Genomic DNA, 17,918 nt, shown 5'->3' with positions numbered 1-17,918 from the left:
GCGACGGCCGGCGCCTAGGATCGGAGGCGGAACCGGAGGAAGGCGGGCCAGCGTGAGCGCAGACGACGCGCAGCGGGCGGCGCGACGGCGTAACCGGCTGCTGCTGGCGGGCCTGCTCGCCGTCGTCGGGCTGATCCTGCTGCTGCTCGGCCTCACCGTCGCCACCGGCACGGTCGCGGGCGTCGAGGTGGTACTCGCGCTGTTGCTGCTGGTGACCAGCTACGCGATCCAGCGGGTGGCCCGCCGCGAGACCGTCTACCGCGACGAGCGGCGCTGACCGGTCCGGCGTGCCGGCCGGGCTAGGCTGCCACCGTGGATCACGAAGATCGCATCGCGCTGTTCCTCGACTACGAGAACCTCGCCCTGGGCGTACGGGACCATCACGGCGGCCGCCCGTTCGACTTCCGGCCGATCGCCGACGCGCTCGCCGAGCGGGGACGCGTGGTGGTACGCCGGGCGTACGCGGACTGGTCGTACTTCGACGAGGACCGGCGCATGCTCACCCGCTCACACGTCGAGCTGATCGAGATCCCGCAGCGGATGGGCGCCTCGCGCAAGAACGCCGCCGACATCAAGATGGCGGTGGACGCGGTCGAGCTTGCGTTCGAGCGCGGCTACATCTCCACGTTCGTGATCTGCACCGGGGACAGCGACTTCACCCCGCTCGTGCACAAGCTGCGCGAACTCAACAAGCGGGTGATCGGCGTCGGGGTGGAGAAGTCCACCTCCGCGCTGCTGCCGCCGGCCTGCGACGAGTTCCTCTACTACGACCGCCTCGAAGGCGTGGACGTACCGCCACCGGCCGCCCGCCGCTCGCGCCCGGCCCGGCCCTCACCGGCGGAGCCGGCGCCCGAGCCCGTGGTGGTGACCGCGGCCGAGGAGGAGTCGGCGCGGGACGTCGACACGCTCGCCGTGCAGCTCGTGCAGACAGTGGCCGGCATGCAGGGCAGCTCCAGCGGCGACGTGACCGCCTCCGCGCTCAAGCGCGCCCTGCTCCGCAAGGATCCCACGTTCAGCGAGTCCGACTACGGCTTCCGTACCTTCGGGGAACTGCTGCGCCACCTCGCGGCGCACAACGTGGTCGAGCTGGCCGCCGGGCCCGCCAAGGGCGACCCGGAGGTGTCACTTCCCGAGCAGGGCGACCGGGAGGTCGCGTTCGGGCTGCTCCGCTCCGTGGTGGTGGACCTCGCCGCGGACGGCGGAGCGGTGGCGCTGTCCGGGCTGAAGGACCAGCTCCGGCGCGCCCGGCCCGACTTCAGCGAGAAGAAGCTGGGCTACCGCAGCTTCCTCCAGTTCTGCAAGGCCGCCGCGACGGGCGGCGCGGTGGAGTTGCGCTGGAGCCCGGACGACGGCGACTACCTCCTCACTCCCCAGACCCCCTGACCCACTCCGCCCCGCCCAACCCCGCCCCTCGCCCCCGCCTTTGCCTCCGCAATCTTGCACTTGCCGACCTCCGAAAGCGGGATGAATCGCCTATCCCGAGGGCAGCAAGTGCAAGATCGACGGGCGCGGGGCGCGGGGCGCGGGGCGCGGGGCGCGGGGCGCGGGGCTTGAGGGCTTGAGGGCTCGAGGGCTCGAGGGGATGGGATCGGGCGGCGAGGGGATGCAGCGGTGGGACGTGGCTGCGGGAAGGGCTGCGCCGGCGGGCCACGGCGCTGACCGATCTTCCCCACCTGGGACACCAGCTTGATCCACGCCAGCTCGCTTGATCCACGCCAGCTCGCCGAGGTGGCGGGGTCCGAGCCGGCCGGATGCCGCCACCTCGGCGTAATGGTGTCGATCAAGCGGCCGCCACGGGTGCGATCAAGCGGCCGCCACGGGTGCGATCAAGCAGTCGCCGCGGCAACCGCCTGGGCACAGCCGACCAGCAGCCCGGGCGCGGCCACCTCGTTCGCCGTCCTCGACCGGTACGCCGAGGGCGGCGGCACCTTCATCCCCGGCTGGCACTCGGCTCCGCGGGGTCAGGAGAGGGCCGCGTCCACCTGGGCTGTCGCGCCGAGCCTTACGGCCAGGCCGAGCCGTCGGCCCACCTGGCCCACCTGGCCCACCAGGTCCAGCAGGGCCGCCTCGGATGAGGCGGTCGGGCTCGGGTCGCCGGTGGGACCGGGCTCTCCGGTCGGATCCGGGTCGCTCGTCGGGCTCGCGGTCGGCGCCGGAGTCACCTGGTCGGCGGGAGGGCTGGGCGGCTCGACGGGCGTCGACGGGCGGTCGCCGACCCGTGCCGGCGGCGACCCGGCGACGGGCGGTGCGGTGGTGAGGACCCGCGCCCCGGACGCTGCGGTCGCGTTCGGGAGGCGCTTCGGTGGCGGCGCGGGCCGGGTCGGCCGGACCACCGGCGACGACGGGTCGACCGGAGTCGCCACGGGCGGCACCCCGGGCGCGGGCGGTGCGGCCGTGGTGGCGGGCGCGGTCGCCTGTCCGTGCGCCGGATCGGTCTGCCCGGCTGTCGCCGTCCAGGTGCCGGCGGAGGTGACGCCCAGCAGCACGGCCGCCGCCGCGACGCCGGCCGCAGCCAGCCGCTGGGGGAGTGCCCGGTCGGCCGGAGCGTCCCACGGGCCGAGCGGCCGGGGAGGCCGGGGCCGGGCAGCCCGGTGGGCGGACCGCAGCGCCTCGACGTCCTCGACGACCGCCTGCCGTGTGCCGGTGGCACCGGCGTGGGCGAGGGTGAGGTAGAACCTGGTGTTCGCCGCGCCCGGGGCCGGTACGCGCAGGCCCGCCGGGGCGCCGCCGTCGGCGTCGTGCAGCAGGGTGACCGGACGGTCCGGGTGGTGCCCGAGGCCGCGCACGTCCCGCAGCGGCCAGTCCCGCCGGGCGTTCTGCCCGGCGAAGGCCACCCGCCGGTCGGTCACCACGGCGGTGCCGCTGTCCACCACGCGCAGTCCCGCCGGCAGCGGGCCGTGGGACGGGTCGAGACAACCGGCGAGCGTGCGGCCCGGCACCGGCAGCCCGGGCAGGTGCCGGGCCGTCGCCTCGACCAGGTCGACTGTGGGCAGGATGCGGTAGACGACTTCGCCGTCGTCCAGCGGCACCGGCAGCGCGGTGCCGGGCAGTGGGCAGCCGTGGAAGCCCGCCGCCTCCATCGACAGCCGGTCGAGGTGGTCGGCGCGGCGGCGCCAGGTCCGGGCCGCCGTCTCGTACGCCTGGCGCCGGCGCTCGTTCTCGCGCCGCGCCCAGGCCAGTCGCCGCTGCGGATGAGCCCCGATCGCGTCGGGTCGCCTCGCCGTCACACCTGGTACAACGCCCTGCGGAGGGCGCGGATACGTGAGTGCGGCTATCGTCCGATTTGGCGGTGGTATGCCCCCGATTAGACTTCGCGCATGCCGCGGATCGTCCAGTTGCTGGCCTCACCCGTGCACCGGTACGTGGGCCGCCCGGCGGACGGACCCGCCCCCGCGCCACCGGGCGAGCTGGTGGACCGGGTGGAGCTACACGCCGGGCTCGGCATCGTCGGTGACCGCTACTTCGGCCGTCCCGCGCACCGTCAGGCGAGCGTCACGCTGATCGCGCGGGAGTCGCTGCCGCCCGGCGCGGACCTCACCCAGCTGCGGCGCAACGTGCTCACCGAGGGCATCCCGGTGGACGATCTGGTCGGGCGCGTGCTCACGCTCGACTCCGGCGACGGCCCGGTCCGGCTGCGGGTGCACCGGGCCGCCCCGCCCTGCGCCTGGCTCGACGTGGTGGTCGCCCCCGGCACGTGGAAGGCGATGCGCCGCCGCGGCGGCGTCCGGTGCTCGCCGCTCACCGACGGCGTCCTGCGGGTCGGGCCGGTCACCGTCTCCGTGGACGACTGACAGCGAGGGAACTTTCCTGACCCGCCGGCCGACCAACCGGGGGTGACCGGACTCCGGCGCCGGCAGGAGGGACGCCACTGATGAACCGAGCGGGGCGCGCATCCGTACCGTCCGGCATGAGCATGCCGGACCGGCGGGCCGGCCGCGGATGAGCCCGGACGACGACGAGCAGGTGACCGGGTGGGCACGACGCGCCGCCCGGGGTGACCAGCTGGCCGCTGCCGCGTTCGTCAGGGCCCTCCAGGCGCCGGTGTGGCGTTTCCTCGCCCACCTGGCCGGGCCCGCCGAGGCCGACGACCTGGCCCAGGAGACCTTCCTGCGCGCGCTGCGCAGCCTGCCCGGCTTCGCGGGCCGGTCGTCGGCGCGTACCTGGATCTTCACGATCGCCCGCCGGGTCGCGGTGGACCACGTGCGGGCGGCGACCGCCCGGCCCCGGGTCGCGGCGCTGCCGGACTGGCAGGCCGCCGCTGAGGCGGCCGGCGCGGTGACCGGCGGCGGGGAGGACGGGGTGGTGCTGCGCGGTCTCATCGCCACGCTGGCGCCGGACCGGCGGGAGGCGTTCGTGGCCACCCAGGTGCTCGGCCTGTCCTACGCGGAGGCGGCCGAGGTGTGCGGATGCCCGGTGGGCACCATCCGCTCCCGCGTGGCCCGCGCCCGGGAGGACCTGGTCGCCGCCTGGTCCGGCGATGCCCGCGACCGCCGGGCGCGCTGACACCACGACCGCCGAGAGCGCTGAGACACGACCGCCGAGGCCTGCGGGGACCGCGACCGGCCGGGGCCCGACCGCGACCGAGGGCCGCAGGGACGCCGCGAGCCGGAGATTCGCGCCGCGGGCCGTCAGGCGGCGCGCCGGTCGCGGGCCTGTGCGGGGTACGGGCCGGGCGGCACCAGCCGCAGCGCCGGCGCGGCCGGTTCCTCGGTCGGCAGCGCCCACCGGGATCCGTCCGGCCGGCGCTGACCGGGCGGGGTGTCGCCGGGGCGCCGGCCGAGGCGGGACAGCACCAGCATCACGGCCCAGCCGACCAGCAGGAAACCGTGGCTGACCAGCCGGGTCATCGCCACCTGCCCGGTGATCAGGTCGTTCACCGACAGCAGCACGAGCGTGGCGACGAACGCGCTGAGCATCGGCAGCAGGCCGGACGGGGCGGACCGGCGCGCGGCCACGTAGAGGAACCCGGCGCCGACCGCGACGTTCCACGCCGCCGACTCGTGCCACAGGTGCTGGCCGGAGGTGTGCGCGTGGGTGACGACCGCCTCCCGGCCGATCTGGGCCAGGCCGAGTACGAGCTGCACCGCGCCGAGCAGCCCGAGCGCCCCGCGCAGCCCGAGCGTGATCCGGTGGCGGCGGCTGGGCCGGGGCGGGGGAGCGGCGGCCAGGACCGCGTCGACCAGGTCGGGCACCCGCGGGGCGAGCTGCGTACGGGCCCGCCGGGTCACCGACGCGGCCGAGTCGAACCAGCCGCGGCAGCCGGCGCAGCCGGTCAGGTGCGCCTCGGCCGCCTCGATCTCCGACTCGGACGCCTCACCGTCCAGCTGTGCCGACAGGATCTCCCGCCACTGCTCACACACCATGTAGGGATAGTCGTCGGGAGCGCCGCGCTGGTTCCCGGCGGGGTGCGGGTCACGCCGGGCCGCCCGGCGGCGGCGGTCACGGCGCGGCGGCGACTACCCCGGGCGGGCACGGGTAAGCCGGCCGGGGAGGGGCCGCTGTGACACGCGAATTCGTGAACTGGTCCGGCAGTCTCCGCTTCACGCCGGGGGACCGGGCCGAGCCGGCCGACGAGGCCGAGGTGTGCGACCTGGTGCGCCGTGCCCGGGCCACCGGCGCCACCATCCGTCCGGTCGGTTCGGGGCACTCGTCCAGCCCGCTGGTGCGTACCGACGGGATCCTGCTCGGCCTGGACCGGCTGTCCGGCGTGATCTCCGACGACGGGCGGCTCGCGACCGCGTGGGCCGGCACCAAGCTCCGGGCGCTCGGCGAGGGGCTCTACGACGCCGGGCTGGCCATGGACAACCTGGGTGACGTCGACTACCAGTCGATCGCCGGGGCGACCGCCACCGGCACCCACGGCACCGGCATCGGCTTCGGGAACCTGAGCACCCAGGTCACCGGCGTACGCCTGGTCACCGGCACCGGCGACGTGCTGGACGTGGACGCGCGCCGCAACCCGGACCTGCTGCCCGCCGTCCGTCTCTCCCTCGGCGCGCTGGGCGTGATCACCCGGATCACGCTCGACGTGCAGCCGACCTATCAGCTGCACCGCCGTTCCTGGTGCACGCACCTCGACTGGACCCTGGACCACCTCGCCGAGCTCCAGCACACCAACCGCAACATGGACTTCTACTGGTACCCGCGCAGCGACCGGACGCAGATCCGGGTGATCAACCGCATCGACACGGACGCCGCGCCGGACCGGGCGGACGTCCGGTTGCCGGACGGCGAGCCCCGGCAGAGCCAGGTCGGGCCGACCCACCGCACCATTCCCCGGGACCGGGAGCTGCGCTTCGAGGAGATCGAGTACATGCTGCCGTCGGAGGCGTTCCCGGCGTGCTTCGCCGAGGTACGCCGCCGGGTGCGCGACCGGCACCGCCGGGTGGCCGCCTGGCGGGTGCTGGTGCGCACCATCGCCGCGGACGACATCTGGCTCAGCAACGCCTACGGCCGGCCCACCACCACGATCGCCTGCCTGCAGAACACCTCACTGCCGTACGAGGAGTACTTCCGGGACGTGGAGGCGGTGTTCCGGCACTACGGCGGGCGCCCGCACTGGGGCAAGAAGCACTGGCTCGGCGCGGGGGAACTGCGTCCCCTCTTTCCCCGCTGGGACGACTTCCAGGCGGTGCGCCGCCGGCTCGACCCGGACGGGGTGTTCCTCACGCCGGACCTGGCCCGGCTGCTGGAGGAGCAGTGAGCGCGCCCGTCGGCGCCCGGGTCTGGGTGGTGCCCGGCGGGCACGTGCCGTTCCCCGCGCACGGCCCGGAACCGGCGTTCACCGCCTTCGACCAGCTCTGCGTGCTCAACGCAGGTGACCGGGACGCCGCTGTGGAACTGGACTTCTACTACCAGGACACCGAGCCGGTGGGGCCGTACCGGCTGCTGGTCGGCGCCCGCCGCATCCGGCACGTACGGGTCAACGACCTGATCGATCCGGAGGCCGTGCGGCTGGACCGCCCGTACGGCTGCGTGCTGCGCTCCCCGGTTCCCGTGGTGGTGCAGTTCCTGCGCCAGGACACCCGGCTGCCCGGTGTGGTGGCGCTGACCGGCACGATGGCGTACCCCGGATGAGATTCGAGCGGTCGGCCGCGGGTACCCCGGTACATGCGGGCTGTCGTCGACCGGGTGCGTGATGCGGGCCGGACCGGTCACCGGAGGCTGCGGACGTACTTCCTCGTGGCGGTCCAGGCCGGCCTGGCCGCCGCGCTGGCCTGGACGGTCGCCCGGGAGGTGCTCGGTAACCCGGACCCGACGTTCGCGCCGGCCGCGGCGGTGAGCGTCATCGCCGCCTCGCTCGGCAACCGCACCCGGCGGACCGTGGAGCTGGTGGCCGGTGTCGTGCTCGGCATCGTCCTCGGTGACCTGCTGGTGGGTCTCCTGGGCACCGGGCCGTGGCAGACCGGCGTGATCGTGTTCCTGGCGGTCACCGCGGCGGTGCTCGTCCGCGGCACCGGCGCGCTCGTCACCCAGGCCGGCGGCACGGCGGTCCTGGTCGCCACGCTGACCCCGGTGTCGCCCGACCTGGAGCTGCCCCGGACCGTCAACGCGCTCGTCGGCGGTGTGGTCGGCCTGCTCGTGGTGCTGGTGATCGCGCCGTTGAACCCGCTGCGCGCGGTCCGCCGCGTCGCCGACCCGGCGCTCGACAGGTTCGCGTGCCAGATGACCGCGTCGGCGGAGGCGCTGGCGCGGGCCGACGTGCGCGCGGCCGACGAGGTGCTGGCCCGGATGCGCGCCGCCGAGGCGGAGCTGGACCAGATCGACGAGATGGTCACCGCCGCCGACGAGGTGGTGCGGTTCTCCCCGGTGCGCTGGCGGCGACGGCGGGCCCTGGCCGCGTACCGGCACGGCGCCGAGCACCTGGACCGGGCGTTCCGCAACAGCCGCGGCATGGTCCGCCGGATCGGCACCACGTTGCGGGACCGGGAGCCGGTGCCGCCGCAGCTACCAGCCGCGCTCGAGCACTTCAGCGAGGCGATCCGGCTGCTGCACCGGGAGTTCCTGGCCGCCGAGGAGCCGGTCGCCGCCCGGGAGCGGGTGCTGCGCGCGGTGCGCGACGCGGGCGAGGCGTGCCGGCAGGACATCGGCTTCTCCGGCACCATCGTGGTCTCGCAGTTGCGGACCGTCGCCAACGACCTGCTGCGCGCCACGGGCGTGCCGCCGGACGAAGCCCGCCGGCTCGTCCGCCGGGCGGCCGCGGCCCGCTGAGGCGGCCGGTCACACCTCGGTCAGCCGGGACTTCTGCACCTTGCCCATCGCGTTGCGGGGCAGCGCGCCGACCAGCCGTACCTGCCGGGGGCGTTTGTGCGCGGACAGGTGCCGCGCCACGAAGTCGATCAGCTCCGTCTCGGCCACTCCGTCGCCCACCACGTACGCGGTCACCTGCTGGCCAGGTCGGGGTGGGGCGTGCCGACCACCGCGGCCACCCGGGTGGGCCAGGAGGGCGTCCTCGGCCACCCCTGCCGGGCGTGCCGTCGGGTATGTGTCATCGTGGTCGGCGGCGAGGGAGGGTGGCATGTCGGGTCCGTTGCGCGGGGTGCTGGTCGCCGACTTCTCCCGGATCCTCGCCGGGCCGTACGCGACCATGCTCCTGGCCGACCTCGGCGCCGACGTGGTCAAGGTGGAGGCGCCCGGCGGGGACGACACCCGCGGCTGGCTGCCCCCGGTGCGCGACGACGTGGCCACCTACTACCTGGCGGTCAACCGCAACAAGCGATCGCTGGTGCTCGACCTGACCGATCCCGGCGACCTGACGCTGGCCCACCGGTTGGCCGACCGGGCCGACGTGCTGATCCAGAACTTCCGCCCGGGCGCGCTGCGCCGCTTCGGCCTCGACCACGGCACGGTCACCGCCCGCAACGCCCGCCTGGTGTACGCCTCGATCAGCGGCTTCGGCGACGCCGGGGGCGCCGACCTGCCGGGGTACGACCTCATGGTGCAGGCCGCCGCCGGGCTGATGAGCCTCACCGGGGACGCGGACGGCCCGCCCTACAAGGCCGGGGTGGCGGTGTTCGACGTGATCGCCGGACTGCACGCGGCGGTCGGGATCCTGGCCGCGCTGCGGCACCGGGAGGAGACCGGTCGTGGGCAGCACGTCACCGTGGACCTGCTCTCCTCGGCGTTGTCCGGGCTGGTCAACCACACCAGCGCGTACGTCGCGGGTGCGGCGGCGCCGCACCGGATGGGCAACGCACACCCGAGCATCGTGCCGTACGAGCCGCTGCCCACCGCCGACGGCGAGCTGGTGGTGATCGCCGGGAACGACGGCCAGTTCCGTACCCTCTGCGGGGTGCTCGGCGTGCCGGAGCTGGCCGGCGACGCGCGGTTCCGCGGCAACGCCGACCGGGTCGCGCACCGCGACGAGCTGCGGCCGCTGCTGGTGGCGGCGCTGTCCCGGCGCGGCAGCGCGGACTGGTTCGCCGAGCTGCGCGCCGCGGGCGTGCCGTGCAGCCCGATCAACTCGGTGGCCGAGGGGGTGGCGCTGGCTCAAGGGCTCGGCCTGGATCCGGTGGTGACGACCGGCGGGGTACCGGGGATCCGGAATCCGATCGGCCTGTCCGGGGCGCCACCCCGCTACGACCTGCCGCCGCCGGAGCTGGACGAGCACGGCGCCGAACTGCGCGCCTGGCTCGCCGCGGAGTGACCAGCCCGGCCGCCGTCAGAGCGTCTCGACCAGCCGGAAGCGTTCCAGCACGGCCGGGGTGTCGTCGTCCACTGTGAACCCGGGGTCGCCGAGCCAGCCACGGTAGTCGTCGCCGTGCCAGAACCGTTCGTGGCCGGCGCGCCAGGCGGCGACCGTCTCGAACCCCTCGCCCTCGTCCCGGGCGTGGTCGAGGTCGACGTCGCCGAGGCGGGCGACGCGGACCTCGACCAGCTCGATCACCACCACCGGCCGGCCGTCGGAGTCGATCACCGCCGAGCGGGTGCCGACGGCCGGTAGCGGCTCACCGTCGATCTCGTAGTCCTGGAGCAGGCCGGTGGTGGTGGTCTTGCTCCCGTCGAGCACCGTGGCGACGAGCTGGTCGCGCAGCGGGCCGGGGAAGGCGAACTCGAAGGTGGGCAGCTCGGCGTCCATGCGCGGCAGCGTAGCGGTCAGCGGCGACGCAGCGCCGGGTCGAGCAGGGCGGGCGGGGTGTCGTGCTTCTCCTGCGGGGCCAGGTCGACGCCGGGGGCGACGATCGCGTCGATCGCGTCCAGGACGTCGGCGTCCAGGACGGTGCCCGCGGCGGCGAGCTGGCTGTGCAGGTGTTCCGGCGTGCGCGGACCGATGATCGCGCTGGTCACGGCGGGGTGCGCGGTGACGAAGCCGAGTGCGAGCTGGATCAGCGTGAGTCCTGCTTCGTCGGCGACACCGGCCAGCCGTTCCACCGCGTCGAGCCGGGCCTGGTTGGCCGGGACCGTGGGGTCGAAGCGCTGCGGCATGAACGTGGACCGGTGGGTGGTGATCTCGCGGCCGGCCCGGATCGCCCCGGAGAGCCAGCCCGAGGCGAGCGGGCTCCAGACCAGGACGCCGAGCCCGTAGTGCTGTGTGACCGGCAGGACGTGTGCCTCGATGCCGCGTTGCAGGATCGAGTAGCTGGGCTGCTCGGTGACGTACCGGCCGAGGTGGTGCTCGCGGGCCGCCCACTGCGCCTCGACCAGGCGGTGGGCCGGGTAGGTGGAGGTGCCGAAGTACCGGATCTTGCCGGCCTGCCGCAGGTCGGTCAGCGCCGACAGCGTCTCCTCGTCGCTGGTGGCCGGATCCCAGCGGTGGATCTGGTAGAGGTCCACGTGGTCGACGCCGAGCCGGCGCAGGCTGTCCTCCAGGGCGGTGACCAGCCAGCGCCGGGAGCCGCCCGGGCGGTTGCGCTCCTCGCCCATGGGCAGGGCGGCCTTCGTCGCCAGCACCACGTCGTCGCGGCGGCCGGCGATCGCCCGGCCGACCATCTCCTCGGAGATCCCGTTGCCGTAGGCGTCGGCGGTGTCGATCAGGTTGATCCCGGCGTCGAGTGCGGCCCCGACGAGCGCGGTGGCCTCGTCCTGGGTGGTGCGCCCGATCGGGCCGAGGTTCATGGCGCCCAGCGCGAGCGTGCTGACCTGTACGCCGGTGCGGCCCAGGGTGCGGTACTGCATGGGTGTCCCTCCGGTGGCCGCGACGGGCGCGGCCTGACTCGGTGATCTCTCGTCCCGCCTGGCATGATGGCCATGCGGAACATTGCTCCGGTAACGATACGGAACGCTGTTCCGTTTGACAACCGCAGTCCAGGAGAGGACGCCGAACGTGACCGACACCACCGGGCCGGGCCGACGCCGGGCCGACGCGCGGCGCAACCAGCGCTCGCTGCTCGACGCCGCCGCCGCGGTGTTCGTCGCCTCCGGCGTCGAGGCCCCGGTACGCGACATCGCCGCCGCCGCAGGCGTCGGCGTGGGTACGGTCTACCGGCACTTCCCGACCCGCGCCGACCTCGTGGTCGCGGTGTACCGGCACCAGGTCGAGGCGTGCGCCGAAGCCGGCCCGGTCTGCCTGGCGCAGGCACCCACCCCGTACGCCGCGCTGACCCGATGGATCGACCAGTTCGTCGACCTGCTGGTCACCAAGCACGGGCTCGCCGCGGCGCTGCGCGCGGACAGCGGGCAGTTCGACGCGCTGCACGGCTACTTCGTCGACCGGCTGGTGCCGGTCTGCGCCGCTCTGCTGGACGCCGCGGCCGAGGCCGGCGAGATCCGCCGGGACGTCGACGCGTACCAACTGCTTCGCGGCGTCGGGAACCTCTGCATCGGCGCGGACAGCGATCCCCGCTACGACGCGCGCCGGCTGGTCGGCCTGCTGCTCGCCGGGCTGCGGTACCGGGACTGACCGCCTGCTCAGCCGGCGGGCGGCAGCCGCCGGTCGAGCCAGTCCAGCAGGACCCGTTCGTACTGCGGGCTGACGCTGTCCAGATCCTCGCCCTCGCCGAGCGTGGGGGCATGGTCGCAGCCGGCCAGCCGCGCCACCGTCAGCTCGGCGTCGCGCGCCGCCCGCCGCCACACCGCGAGGCTGTCCTCGATCGGGATCCACGCGTCGGTCTCGCCGTAGCAGAGCAGCACCGGGCAGGTCAGCCGCGCCAGCACCGGCGCCGGGTCGTAGTCCATGTCGGTCCAGGTGCCGGGCGTCGCGGGCAGTTCGTTCGGCAGGAACGCCAGCGGGAACCACCGGCGGCGGGCCGCCGCGTCGATCGCCGCCTGTGCCTCCGCGCGCGGCACGTCGCCGCGCTGGAATCCCTCGGCGACGCGGCGCAGCTCGGCCAGCTCGGCGAGGTCGGCCGGGCCGTAGCCGTTGCGGCGGAGCTGCTCGGCGGTGCCGTGGCGCATCTGGACCGCGGGGCTCACCGCGCTGCACCCCACCAGCACCAGGAAGTCGACCGGGTGCCGGACGGCGGTCAGGGCCGCCGCCCACGCGCCCTGGCTGAAACCCCACAGCCCGACCGGCGCCGACCCGACGTGCCGGCGCAGCTCCGCCACGGCCGCCGACGCGTCCTCGGCCTGGTCGGCCAGCGGCACGTCGTGCCCGTCGATCCGAGGGCGGCGGTCGTAGCGCAGCACCGCGATCCCGGCCGGAGGCAGCAGCCGGGCCAGATGGGCGTAGAGGAAGTAGGAGTGCTGCTCGGCATGCGAGCCGTGCAGCACCACCAGGCCGCCGCGTACCAGCCCGGCCGGCAGGTCGAGGACCGCCGGCAGGCCCGCCGTGCCGACTGTCGTCTCCATGCCGGGCAGTGAACCACGAACCGTCCCGCCCGGTGGTCCCGGCCGCCGTCCGGGACACCCGCGTGCGTACGCTGACCAGGTACGCCGCCGCGACCGTGGAGAACCGCCATGACCAGCCCCGCACCCCGTACCGTCCGGGTCGCCCGCCCCGAGGACGTCGCAGCCCTCGTCGACCTGATCGAGTCGGCGTACCGGGGTGAGCGCAGCCGGCAGGGCTGGACCCACGAGGCGGACCTGCTGGCCGGGCAGCGCACCGACCCGGCGATGGTGACCGCCGCGGTCACCGGCCCGGACGGCGTGGTGCTGGTCGCCGAGCAGGACGGCGACCTGGTGGCCTGCTGCCAGCTGGAGCGCCGCGACGACCACGTCTACTTCGGGATGTTCGCTGTCGCGCCCGGCCGGCAGGGCGGCGGCGTGGGCCGGGATCTGCTGGCCGAGGCCGAGCGCTACGCGGCCGAGCAGTGGCACGCCGGTGAGATGCGGATGACCGTGATCGTCCAGCGCGACGACCTGATCGGCTGGTACGAGCGGCGCGGTTACGTCCGCACCGGCGAGCTGAGCCCGTTCCCGTACGGCGACGAGCGGTTCGGCGTGCCGCTGCGGGCGGACCTGGCGTTCGAGACGCTGCGCAAGAAGCTCGGCTGACTCAGCCCGGCCGGTCGACGAGCGCGACCAGTTTCTTCGGGGCCAGCACGCAGTAGCTCTCGGTGAGCAGTTCGGCGACCTCGGTCCAGTCCGTGTCCGCGTCCAGCCGCAGGCCGACCACGTCGGCGGCCCAGTCCGGCTTGAAGAAGTGCGGCCCGGCCGCGAGCAGCCCGGCGATCTCGTCGCCGGGGGAGCGGAACGTCATCACGCAGACCGGCTCGTCGGTCGCCGCGGCCCGTGCGTACGCCGCCTGGTGGCCCGGGTCGACGGTGAGCACGTGGGCGAACGTGCGGCCGCGGACGCGCCACCGGACGCCCACCCAGGCCGCCTCCTCGTAGGTCTCCGGCAGGCCGAGGCAGACCGGCCGCAGGCGGTCGAGGTGCTCGGGCGGGACGTCTCCGGGGCCGGTCATGCGCGCAGGCTAGCCGCACCCCCCGACATTCCGGCCGCACCGGCGTGGCGGCGCCGACGCTGCCCGCCCGACCGGGAAATGTCGTAGCCGGGGAGTACGACAGCGATGAGTTTCGGTGAGCCGCACGGTCATTGCGGGGAGAACCCCTCGGACGAGAGGACGAGACATGAGCGGCGTACGAGTACTGGTCGGCACGCGCAAGGGCGCGTTCATCCTGACCTCGGACGGCAAGCGCGACGACTGGACCGTCGACGGGCCGCACTTCGGCGGCTGGGAGATCTACCACCTGACAGGTTCGCCTGTCGAACCGGACCGGCTGTACGCGTCCCAGTCCGGCGGCTGGTTCGGGCAGCTGATCCAGCGCTCGGACGACGGCGGCCGGACCTGGACGACGGTCGGCAACGACTTCGCCTACAGCGGCGAGGTGGGGCAGCACCTCTGGTACGACGGCACTCCGCGGCCGTGGGAGTTCAAGCGGATCTGGCACCTGGAGCCCTCCCGCCACGACCCCGACACCGTGTACGCGGGCGGCGAGGACGCCGCCCTCTACCTGTCCACCGACGGCGGCCAGAAGTGGTCCGAGCTGACCGCCCTGCGACAGCACCCGACCGGCCCGTCCTGGCAGCCCGGCGCGGGCGGGATGTGCCTGCACACGATCCTGCTCGACCCGGCCGACCGGGACCGGATCTACGTCGCGATCTCGGCGGCGGGCGCGTTCCGCAGCGACGACGCCGGCGCGAGCTGGCTGCCGATCAACAAGGGGTTGCGCTCGGGCGAGATCCCGGACACCGACTCCGAGGTGGGGCACTGCGTGCACCGGCTCGCCCAGCATCCGTCCCGGCCGGACACGCTGTTCATGCAGAAGCACTGGGACGTCATGCGCACCGACGACGCCGGCGCGAACTGGCGGGAGGTCAGCGGCGACCTGCCGACGGACTTCGGCTTCCCGATCGCGGTGCACGCGCACGAGCCGGAGACGGTCTACGTGGTGCCGATCACCAGCGACTCGCTGCACTACCCGCCGGAGGGCAAACTGCGCGTCTACCGCAGCCGTACCGGCGGTGAGCACTGGGAACCGCTGACCGAAGGGCTGCCGCAGTCGCACTGCTACGTCAACGTGCTGCGCGACGCGATGGCCGTCGACACGCTCGACCCGTGCGGCGTCTACTTCGGCACCACGGGCGGTCAGGTCTACCACTCGGCCGACGGCGGCGACACGTGGGCGCCGATCGTGCGGGACCTGCCGGGCGTGCTCTCGGTCGAGGTCCAGGTGCTGCCGTGATCCGGGTGGTGCTGCCGGCGCACCTGAAGAACCTGGCGCACGTCACCGGCGAGGTCCGCGTCGAGGTGGCCGGGCCGCCCACCCAGCGGGAGGTGCTCGACGCGCTGGAGACCGCGTACCCGATGCTGCTCGGCACGATCCGCGACCGGCACAGCGGGAAACGCCGGCCGTTCGTCCGCTTCTACGCCTGCGAGCTGGACCTCTCCAACGAGTCCCCGGACGACCCGTTGCCGGAGGAGGTGGTCGCCGGCAAGGAGCCGTTCATCGTGCTCGGCGCGATGGCGGGCGGTTGAGCGGCACGGCCGGTGGTCGAACGGCACGGCCGGGAACCGTGCTCGTCACCGCCACGTCTGACCGGCATGACCCGTCACGGATCCCGGACGTTTGGATGGACGATGGCCGCCGCGCTGGCTCTCGCCGGCTGCACCGCGTCACCGCCGGCCGCCGACCCGCCGCCCACCGGGCGGGTCGTACCGGCCGGCGGGCTGCGGCTGGTGGCTTTCGACGGCTGCGACGAGGCGCTGCGGCAGCTCCGCACGGCCGCGAAGGCGGCGGTCGGCCCGTGGGGTTTCGGCCCGGACGTACGCATGCAGTTCAGCGCGGAACGGGCGGCGGTCGGCGGCGCCGCCAAGGACGCGGCGTCGGCGTCCACGCCCGACTTCTCCGGCACCAACGTGCACGAGGCCGGCGTGGACGAACCGGACCTGGTCAAGACCGACGGGCGGCGGATCGTCACGGTCAGCCGGGGCGTGCTGTCGGTGGTCGATCCGGCGAGCCGCCGCGTGACCGGCCGGCTGGCGCTCGACCGCGATGCCGAGCGGTTCTCCGGCGACGAGGGGAGCCTGCTGCTGCACGGTGACCGGGCCCTCGTGCTGCTGCACGCCGGACGGACCGTCAAGGGCCCCGTACCGGACGGGCAGACGCGCCCGGGCGCGACCCCGCAGGCCCGGCTCGTCCTGGTGGACCTCGCCGGACCGCCCCGGGTGGTGGGGGAGTACCGGATGGACGGTCTCCTGGTCGACGCCCGGCAGTCCGGCGGGACCGCCCGTGTGGTGATCCGGTCCGCGCCCCGGCTCGACTTCCCGTACCCGTCCGGTCGCCGGACCGACGCCCAGCGGATCGCCGCCAACCGGGCGGTCATCGACAAGGCCACGCTCGACGACTGGCTGCCCCGCTACGAGATCCGCGACAGCGTCCGGACCGTCGGCACGGGGCGGGTCGGCTGCGACCGGGTCAACCGTCCGGCCGGATTCTCCGGCGCGTCGATGGTGACGGTGCTCAGCTTCGACCTGGGCGCGGCTGCGCTCGGTGCCGGTGACCCGGTCACCGTGGTCGCCGACGGCGACACCGTCTACAGCAACGGCGCACGCCTCTACGTCGCCAACGACCACCGCTGGCGGATGTGGCGTGGCGGACCGTCCGGGGCACGTGACACCAGCACCGAGATCTACCAGTTCGACACCGCGGCGGGCACGCCACGCTTCGTCGCCGCCGGGTCCGTGCCCGGCTGGCTGATCAACCAGTACGCGCTGTCCGAGTGGGACGGTCACCTCCGGGTGGCGACCACGACGGGTGACACCTGGGGGCGCGGCACGTCATCGCAGTCCGGCGTCTACGTGCTGCGCGCCGACGGTGCCACGCTGAAGCGGGTCGGCGCGGTGACCGGCCTGGGCAAGGGCGAGCGGATCTTCGCGGTGCGGTTCGTCGGCGGCACCGGCTACGTGGTCACGTTCCGGCAGACCGACCCGCTGTACGGCGTGGACCTGCGCGACCCGGCCGCGCCCCGGGTCACCGGCGAGTTGAAGATCAACGGGTACTCGGCGTACCTGCACCCGGCCGGCGACGGCCGCCTGATCGGGGTCGGGCAGGACGCGACGGACCGGGGACGGGTGACGGGCACCCAGGTGTCGCTGTTCGACGTGGCCGACCCGGCCCGTCCGGCGCGCATCGCCCAGCACCACGTCCCGGGCGGCTGGTCCGAGGCGGAGCACGACCCGCACGCGTTCCTGTACTGGGAGCCCGAGCGCCTGGTGGTGCTCCCGGTGCGGCAGCCGGGCGTGGTCACCGACCGCGCCGACGGCACCAGGCGCCCGCCGTCCGGCGGTGTGCTGGCGCTGCGCATCGGCGACAAGGGCTTCACAGTGGCCGGTGCCGTCGACCACCCGGGCGTCCTGGCCGACGGCGGCGAGTGGGCACCGATCCGCCGCTCGCTGATGATCGACGGTGTGCTCTGGACGGTCTCCGACGCCGGTCTCAAGGCGACCACCCTGTCCGGCATGACCACCCTGGACTGGGTGCCGCTGACCTGACAACGACGGAGGAGGAAACCCGCCGCCGGCGGACGGAACCGCCGGCCTGACGTCGACCCGGGGAAAACCCGTCGCGACGGCGGGCGCCGTCCCGGATGATCGGGCCGTGCGCATCCGGCTGCGGCGACTGTGGATCGACGGGCGCGCCTTCACCTGGCGGGCGGAGATCCGCGAGGTACGGGGCGACACGGACTGCCACCGCTGCATCCGGCTCCGGATCTGGGGCGGCGGGAAGACGGGCCAGGCGCTCCAGGCAGATCTGCTGTCGACCACCTGGGGGACGCGCTGGTCGCCCTGTGCCGTCGACGACGCCTACCCGACCTCGGCCGACGTACGCGCCGTCATCGAGTACGCCCTGCGGCACGGATGGCAGCCCGATCGGCGCGGCGGCACGTACCGGCTCGTCGAGCGGGAGCACGCGGCCCGGTTCCGGTTGCCCGGATTCCTGCTCACCGACCGGCTGCGTGGACCGGAGGGCGGTGACCCGACGCGGCGCGTCGTGTCGGCGTGGGCCGCCGCGGACGGCGACTGACCGGACCTCGCC

Annotated in this window: 20 protein-coding genes and 1 pseudogene; 14 read left to right on the top strand and 7 right to left on the bottom strand. The window is 74.6% G+C overall.

Annotated elements, in window-relative coordinates; genetic code table 11:
* Positions 1-52: 52 nt before the first annotated feature.
* Together IF06_RS0118425 and IF06_RS0118420 are read left to right on the top strand one after the other, a co-directional pair.
* Positions 53-277 carry a hypothetical protein gene (locus IF06_RS0118425; RefSeq protein WP_030272461.1) on the top strand — a complete coding sequence of 75 codons (225 nt, stop codon included), beginning with the start codon at positions 53-55 and terminating at the stop codon, positions 275-277.
* Positions 278-312: 35 nt separating this feature from the next.
* A complete protein-coding gene (locus IF06_RS0118420; protein WP_013286170.1) occupies positions 313-1,383 on the top strand; it encodes a PIN domain-containing protein in 1,071 nt (356 codons plus the stop codon).
* 578 nt (positions 1,384-1,961) lie between these two features.
* Here the strand turns inward: IF06_RS0118420 and IF06_RS32855 are convergent.
* Positions 1,962-3,227 carry a hypothetical protein gene (locus IF06_RS32855; RefSeq protein ID WP_232236707.1) on the bottom strand — a complete coding sequence of 422 codons (1,266 nt, stop codon included), beginning with the start codon at positions 3,225-3,227 and terminating at the stop codon, positions 1,962-1,964.
* Between the two features lie 90 nt (positions 3,228-3,317).
* Between IF06_RS32855 and IF06_RS0118410 the strand changes: the two genes are divergently transcribed.
* On the top strand, positions 3,318-3,791 hold the full coding sequence (locus IF06_RS0118410) for a molybdenum cofactor biosysynthesis protein (RefSeq protein ID WP_013286172.1): 474 nt from the start codon (positions 3,318-3,320) through the stop codon (positions 3,789-3,791).
* Positions 3,792-3,939: 148 nt separating this feature from the next.
* Positions 3,940-4,503, top strand: a complete 564-nt coding sequence (locus IF06_RS0118405; protein WP_013286173.1) for a sigma-70 family RNA polymerase sigma factor — start codon at positions 3,940-3,942, stop codon at positions 4,501-4,503.
* A 125-nt stretch (positions 4,504-4,628) separates the two neighbouring features.
* Here IF06_RS0118405 and IF06_RS0118400 read toward each other — a convergent pair whose 3' ends face one another.
* Positions 4,629-5,363 (bottom strand): zf-HC2 domain-containing protein, encoded by a 735-nt coding sequence (locus tag IF06_RS0118400; protein WP_013286174.1) that lies wholly within the window; start codon positions 5,361-5,363, stop codon positions 4,629-4,631.
* Positions 5,364-5,500: 137 nt separating this feature from the next.
* Here IF06_RS0118400 and IF06_RS0118395 point away from each other — a divergent pair, with 137 nt between their 5' ends.
* From IF06_RS0118395 to IF06_RS0118385, 3 genes are read left to right on the top strand one after another with little or no spacing between them, the layout of a single operon-like run.
* Positions 5,501-6,703 (top strand): D-arabinono-1,4-lactone oxidase, encoded by a 1,203-nt coding sequence (locus IF06_RS0118395; RefSeq protein ID WP_030272456.1) that lies wholly within the window; start codon positions 5,501-5,503, stop codon positions 6,701-6,703.
* Positions 6,700-7,077 (top strand): sensory rhodopsin transducer, encoded by a 378-nt coding sequence (locus IF06_RS0118390; RefSeq protein ID WP_013286176.1) that lies wholly within the window; start codon positions 6,700-6,702, stop codon positions 7,075-7,077. The genes IF06_RS0118395 and IF06_RS0118390 overlap by 4 nt, the downstream gene beginning before the upstream one ends.
* Before the next feature lie 33 nt (positions 7,078-7,110).
* Positions 7,111-8,211 carry an FUSC family protein gene (locus tag IF06_RS0118385; protein ID WP_030272454.1) on the top strand — a complete coding sequence of 367 codons (1,101 nt, stop codon included), beginning with the start codon at positions 7,111-7,113 and terminating at the stop codon, positions 8,209-8,211.
* A 9-nt stretch (positions 8,212-8,220) separates the two neighbouring features.
* Here IF06_RS0118385 and IF06_RS33150 read toward each other — a convergent pair.
* Positions 8,221-8,466: pseudogene (locus IF06_RS33150) on the bottom strand (AMP-binding enzyme); the annotation flags it as partial.
* A 52-nt stretch (positions 8,467-8,518) separates the two neighbouring features.
* Between IF06_RS33150 and IF06_RS0118375 the strand changes: the two are divergent.
* Complete coding sequence (locus IF06_RS0118375) at positions 8,519-9,646, top strand: CaiB/BaiF CoA transferase family protein (RefSeq protein ID WP_030272452.1); 1,128 nt, start codon at positions 8,519-8,521, stop codon at positions 9,644-9,646.
* Between the two features lie 15 nt (positions 9,647-9,661).
* On the opposite strand, the gene IF06_RS0118370 is transcribed toward IF06_RS0118375, so the two are convergent.
* Positions 9,662-10,078: an ASCH domain-containing protein gene (locus IF06_RS0118370; RefSeq protein WP_030272450.1), complete on the bottom strand. Its 417-nt coding sequence runs from the start codon at positions 10,076-10,078 to the stop codon at positions 9,662-9,664.
* Between the two features lie 17 nt (positions 10,079-10,095).
* Entirely contained in the window at positions 10,096-11,115 is a 1,020-nt protein-coding gene (locus IF06_RS0118365; protein WP_030272448.1) for an aldo/keto reductase, read from the bottom strand.
* A gap of 148 nt (positions 11,116-11,263) precedes the next feature.
* Here IF06_RS0118365 and IF06_RS0118360 point away from each other — a divergent pair, with 148 nt between their 5' ends.
* Positions 11,264-11,839 carry a TetR/AcrR family transcriptional regulator gene (locus IF06_RS0118360; protein ID WP_013286181.1) on the top strand — a complete coding sequence of 192 codons (576 nt, stop codon included), beginning with the start codon at positions 11,264-11,266 and terminating at the stop codon, positions 11,837-11,839.
* An 8-nt stretch (positions 11,840-11,847) separates the two neighbouring features.
* Here IF06_RS0118360 and IF06_RS0118355 read toward each other — a convergent pair whose 3' ends face one another.
* Positions 11,848-12,726 carry an alpha/beta hydrolase family protein gene (locus IF06_RS0118355; RefSeq protein ID WP_030272446.1) on the bottom strand — a complete coding sequence of 293 codons (879 nt, stop codon included), beginning with the start codon at positions 12,724-12,726 and terminating at the stop codon, positions 11,848-11,850.
* Between the two features lie 108 nt (positions 12,727-12,834).
* On the opposite strand from IF06_RS0118355, the gene IF06_RS0118350 reads away from it, so the two are divergent.
* Positions 12,835-13,371, top strand: a complete 537-nt coding sequence (locus tag IF06_RS0118350; protein ID WP_013286183.1) for a GNAT family N-acetyltransferase — start codon at positions 12,835-12,837, stop codon at positions 13,369-13,371.
* A 1-nt stretch (position 13,372) separates the two neighbouring features.
* Here the strand turns inward: IF06_RS0118350 and IF06_RS0118345 are convergent, their stop codons facing one another.
* Positions 13,373-13,783, bottom strand: a complete 411-nt coding sequence (locus IF06_RS0118345) for an MmcQ/YjbR family DNA-binding protein (protein ID WP_030272444.1) — start codon at positions 13,781-13,783, stop codon at positions 13,373-13,375.
* Positions 13,784-13,949: 166 nt separating this feature from the next.
* On the opposite strand from IF06_RS0118345, the gene IF06_RS0118340 reads away from it, so the two are divergent.
* The 4 genes from IF06_RS0118340 to IF06_RS0118325 all read left to right on the top strand — a co-directional run bounded on the left by IF06_RS0118340 (position 13,950) and on the right by IF06_RS0118325 (position 17,906).
* Positions 13,950-15,065, top strand: coding sequence for a WD40/YVTN/BNR-like repeat-containing protein (locus IF06_RS0118340; protein WP_013286185.1), 1,116 nt, complete (start codon positions 13,950-13,952; stop codon positions 15,063-15,065).
* Positions 15,062-15,358, top strand: a complete 297-nt coding sequence (locus tag IF06_RS0118335; RefSeq protein ID WP_013286186.1) for a MoaD/ThiS family protein — start codon at positions 15,062-15,064, stop codon at positions 15,356-15,358. The genes IF06_RS0118340 and IF06_RS0118335 overlap by 4 nt, the downstream gene beginning before the upstream one ends.
* A gap of 102 nt (positions 15,359-15,460) precedes the next feature.
* Complete coding sequence (locus tag IF06_RS0118330) at positions 15,461-17,374, top strand: beta-propeller domain-containing protein (protein ID WP_036311061.1); 1,914 nt, start codon at positions 15,461-15,463, stop codon at positions 17,372-17,374.
* Between the two features lie 106 nt (positions 17,375-17,480).
* A complete protein-coding gene (locus tag IF06_RS0118325; RefSeq protein ID WP_030272441.1) occupies positions 17,481-17,906 on the top strand; it encodes a hypothetical protein in 426 nt (141 codons plus the stop codon).
* Positions 17,907-17,918 lie beyond the last annotated feature (12 nt).

The sequence above is a fragment of the Micromonospora globosa genome (assembly GCF_000717585.1).
Lineage (GTDB): Bacteria > Actinomycetota > Actinomycetes > Mycobacteriales > Micromonosporaceae > Micromonospora > Micromonospora aurantiaca.
This window is presented reverse-complemented; position numbering and strand designations above follow the sequence as displayed.

Coding starts and splice junctions, on each gene's coding strand:
- IF06_RS0118330 (WP_036311061.1), top strand. CDS start 15,461: ATGGCCGCCGCGCTGGCTCTCGCCGGCTGCACCGCGTCACCGCCGGCC.
- IF06_RS0118365 (WP_030272448.1), bottom strand. CDS start 11,115: ATGCAGTACCGCACCCTGGGCCGCACCGGCGTACAGGTCAGCACGCTC.
- IF06_RS0118350 (WP_013286183.1), top strand. CDS start 12,835: ATGACCAGCCCCGCACCCCGTACCGTCCGGGTCGCCCGCCCCGAGGAC.
- IF06_RS0118405 (WP_013286173.1), top strand. CDS start 3,940: ATGAGCCCGGACGACGACGAGCAGGTGACCGGGTGGGCACGACGCGCC.
- IF06_RS0118375 (WP_030272452.1), top strand. CDS start 8,519: ATGTCGGGTCCGTTGCGCGGGGTGCTGGTCGCCGACTTCTCCCGGATC.
- IF06_RS0118370 (WP_030272450.1), bottom strand. CDS start 10,078: ATGGACGCCGAGCTGCCCACCTTCGAGTTCGCCTTCCCCGGCCCGCTG.
- IF06_RS0118345 (WP_030272444.1), bottom strand. CDS start 13,783: ATGACCGGCCCCGGAGACGTCCCGCCCGAGCACCTCGACCGCCTGCGG.
- IF06_RS0118410 (WP_013286172.1), top strand. CDS start 3,318: ATGCCGCGGATCGTCCAGTTGCTGGCCTCACCCGTGCACCGGTACGTG.
- IF06_RS0118385 (WP_030272454.1), top strand. CDS start 7,111: ATGCGGGCTGTCGTCGACCGGGTGCGTGATGCGGGCCGGACCGGTCAC.
- IF06_RS0118340 (WP_013286185.1), top strand. CDS start 13,950: ATGAGCGGCGTACGAGTACTGGTCGGCACGCGCAAGGGCGCGTTCATC.
- IF06_RS0118400 (WP_013286174.1), bottom strand. CDS start 5,363: ATGGTGTGTGAGCAGTGGCGGGAGATCCTGTCGGCACAGCTGGACGGT.
- IF06_RS0118355 (WP_030272446.1), bottom strand. CDS start 12,726: ATGGAGACGACAGTCGGCACGGCGGGCCTGCCGGCGGTCCTCGACCTG.